This window comes from Pseudomonas wayambapalatensis, from assembly GCF_049942315.1.
GTDB classification, from domain to species: Bacteria; Pseudomonadota; Gammaproteobacteria; order Pseudomonadales; family Pseudomonadaceae; genus Aquipseudomonas; species Aquipseudomonas wayambapalatensis.
The window spans coordinates 1-3,636 of the sequence record NZ_JBNFMU010000076.1; the positions used below are offsets into that span (position 1 = coordinate 1).

Sequence of the window (3,636 nt, forward strand, 5' to 3'; positions counted from 1 at the left end):
ACCGAAGTGGAAACCTCGACCGTCGAAAAGGATATCCCCTGTGAAACCCATCGTGCTGATCGGCCATAAACATGATTGCCCCCTTCATGGTAAGGGCGAAGTCATCTCCGGCACCTCCAGCCTCACAGTGAAAGGCCGAGCGGCCGCGCTCGCAGGAGACCGCATCAGTTGCGGAGCCATCATCGAAACCGGGACTTCGAGCTTTCACATAGAGAGCAAAACGGTCGCCCGCCAAGGCGACCGGACCGACCATGGTGGCGTGCTGATAGAAGGTGATCCTGATTGGCAAATCGCATGAAAACGTGCCCTGGCAGTCATCGCTGCCTGGGCATTTCGAATCTCGGACGGCGGACAGGGATTGCTTATGCCTAGCCAATCTGACTTGCGTTACAGCTTTCTGCCACTTGCTGGCAAAGCAGAATTCGAAGTGGTTTCGTTCACACTCAAGGAGGGCATCAGCCAGCCGTTCACGCTCGAACTTCAGCTGATCAGCCACGAAAACGACATCGACTTCGGTCAGTTGCTCGACAAGCCGGTGTTGTTCACCATTTGGGAAGGTGAACGCCCTGTGCGCTACGTGCACGGCCTGGTCAGCCGTTTCAGCCAGGCTGAAAGCGGCTTCTACCGCACTTACTATCAGGCGCTGGTCGAGCCGCAACTGGCCCGCGCCGACTTGCGTTCGAACTGGCGTATCTTCCAACAGAAGACTGTGCCGCAAATTCTTGAACTGATGCTCAAGCGTCAGGGCATCGACCAATACGAACTGCGTGCCAGCATGGACCACCAGGTCCGCGAGTTCTGCGTCCAGGCCGGCGAGACGGACCTGGCGTTCATCGCTCGTCTTGCTGCTGAAGAAGGCTTCGTCTATCGCTTCGCACACAGTGAGAAGCTGCACAAGCTGATCATCACTGATCGGCTGCAATCGCTGGGGTTGATCAGCCATGGCGCCATCAAGCCCGAGGATGAAGACGAGGGCTTCTTTGATAACGAAGAGCCTGTAGCCCCTGACAGCGTGCTGTACCAAGCCAGCAGCGGTGGCGACCAGCCTGTTCCCTGCTTGCGCCGCTTGAGCTACAGCGAGCAGGTGCGCACAGCACGCCAGGTTCAGCGCGACTACACCTTCACCAACCCGGCTTACCGCCAGGAACACAGGGCCTCCGGCCCCTTCCTGAAGCATCAGTCCAACGAGTACGAATATTTCGATTACCCAGGCCGCTACAAGCGCGATGTCGTAGGTAAACCGTTCACCGAAAACCGCATCACGGCACTGCGTCATGATGTACGACTGGCGCAAGTCGAAGGTGATGACGTACGCCTGCAACCGGGCTTGAGCTTCACGCTGACGGGTCATCCGCGTGATGACCTCAACACCCATTGGCGGGTGAATGCGGTTACCCACAAAGGTAGCCAGTTCACCAGCCTGCAGGAAGAAGCCACAGGGATCGACCAGAGCACGCGTTATGAGCAGACCGCCGTGCTGATCCCCGGCCGGACCGAATGGCGACCTTCTCCGCTGGCAAAACCGCGCATCGACGGCCCGCACATGGCGACCGTGGTCGGACCTAAGGGCGAAGAGATCTATTGCGATGAGTGGGGCCGGGTCAAGGTCAGTTTCCCTTGGGACCGCGAGAGCGAGAATAACGAGTTCAGCTCCTGCTGGGTGCGGGTATCGCAAGGCTGGGCCGGTGGCAGTTGGGGCTCGATGGCCATTCCGCGCATCGGCCAGGATGTGATCATCCAGTATGTCAACGGTGACCCCGACCAACCGATGATCACTGGCCGCACCTACTGCGGCGATCAACTGCCGCCCTACGACCTGCCCGAACACAAGACCCGCATGACCATCAAGAGCCAGACCCACAAAGGGGATGGTTTCAACGAGCTGCGCTTCGAGGATGAACTGGGGCGGCAGGAGGTGTTCATTCATGCCGAGCGGGATCAGAACAATGTGGTCAAGCATGATGAAACCACACAGATTGGAAATGATCGGTCTGAGCGTGTAGCGCGGGATGAGCAGATCAGTATTGGTCATGACCGACACGAGGAAGTGGGTAACGACCAAGGTCTGAAAATTGGGAGAGACCATCATCGTGAAACAGGTCGGGATGACCTGCTTCAAATTGGCCGCCATCGCATGATCACCACAGCAAAAGATCGTACGGAGCAGGTGGGTAACAACAGATATGACAAAACCACAGCGAATCACTCGATAGAGATTGGCGGCCATCTGGAGCAACACGTGGTCGGAAATGTCGAGCTACGGGCAGGACAAGCGATTCGCCAAGAAACGCAAGTCATAGAGCTCCAAGTGTCACAAAGCCTAACCATCAAGGCGCCGGGAGCAACGCTAACGCTTGACGGCAGCGGCATCACACTTGACGCCATTGCAATCAAAATCAAAGGCCCTGTAGCACAAAGTCCAACAGGAAGTACGCATAACCTAGCCATCAGTTCCACTCCAACGCCTGCGGAAGCCATCTGCATCAGCTGTTTGCTGAAAGCCATCGCAGAAGGTCGCAATGTCATTCGTATGGAGGGGGATCACGAATGAAAGACCTCTTCGTCGAAAAACTGCTCCGTCCTCTACGACAAGCAGAAGGCTATCGACTTTCCGCTGTTCTTGAACTTTCCCAGCTAAGCACTGAACAGTTGGAAAGCCTCGCACAGCGGGAGCACGGAATATTGTGTCCGCTGATGCAACAGGATGAGCTCAGCAACCTGCGCCCGTTCGGCACCGGTCTATATGCAGCCAACACCGACGCCAACTTACAGAACCAATCCGACCTCTTCTGGCAGTTGAGCGAGTTCGCAGCCGATGCCATCTGCGGCTGGATCATCAGCTCGTTGCCTACTGCTGCGTTAGCCACTCACCTGGCGCAAGCCAACACAGTTCTGGCACCTGACGGCCAACGCTACTTACTGCGCTATCACACCGAACAATGCCTGCGGGTGCTGCATGCCCGAAAGGATCTGCCCAAAATCGTCGAATGGTTCGCTCCCATCCATAGTTGGTGGGTGCCTTATCCAGATGCCAATGAAGAAACCTGGTGCTGTTTGATGGGTGGCGACAGATCTGCAACCGAAGAGCTCAACGACCTAACACTAGACCCTGCGTGCTGGGAGGCGCTGGCGGGAGACCCACTTGAACATCGACTCGCCGATCAATTGAAAAGCTCACTGGCCGCGAGTGGGCAAGCTAAACAATGCCACAGCGTGCGCCTGGGTCGGGTACGCAAGTACCTCGCTGCCGCGCGAGAAGCAGGATTCATCGAGCAACAAGACCTGATCACCTATGTCACCTATTCAGCGCTGCTCGGCGACAGATTGACACTCGATCCCATTTGGCAGGCCGCTATGAAGGAATCACTCGAGCAACGACAGCCATTTGCTCACCGCCTTCAAACACATCTGCACCGCTTACTTCACTAGGACCTCTCATGCTCGATCTGGAGACGCTGCTTGAAATCAATCGGCAGAACTGCGAGGCACTGCAAGATCCTTTTTCAGTTGGGCCTGACGTCACATGTACACGGACCTTCACTGTGCTGCCATTACGCTATGCCGCCGTTGGCGGCAGTGCCCACCAGCGCCAACGATTACCTACCCTGCCTGAGCATCTGCGCCACCCTCATCGCG

Annotated in this window: 3 protein-coding genes and 1 pseudogene; all 4 read left to right on the top strand. The window is 56.8% G+C overall.

Going from position 1 to position 3,636, the window contains the following annotated elements; all coding sequences use genetic code 11:
- Positions 1-40: 40 nt before the first annotated feature.
- A complete protein-coding gene (locus ACPZMI_RS02890) occupies positions 41-298 on the top strand; it encodes a PAAR domain-containing protein (RefSeq protein WP_426351632.1) in 258 nt (85 codons plus the stop codon).
- Between the two features lie 66 nt (positions 299-364).
- Positions 365-2,551: a type VI secretion system Vgr family protein gene (locus tag ACPZMI_RS02895; protein ID WP_426351631.1), complete on the top strand. Its 2,187-nt coding sequence runs from the start codon at positions 365-367 to the stop codon at positions 2,549-2,551.
- Complete coding sequence (locus ACPZMI_RS02900; RefSeq protein WP_186669714.1) at positions 2,548-3,429, top strand: DUF4123 domain-containing protein; 882 nt, start codon at positions 2,548-2,550, stop codon at positions 3,427-3,429. Before ACPZMI_RS02895 ends, ACPZMI_RS02900 begins: the two co-directional genes overlap by 4 nt.
- 8 nt (positions 3,430-3,437) lie before the next feature.
- Positions 3,438-3,636: pseudogene (locus ACPZMI_RS02905) on the top strand (T6SS effector BTH_I2691 family protein); the annotation flags it as partial.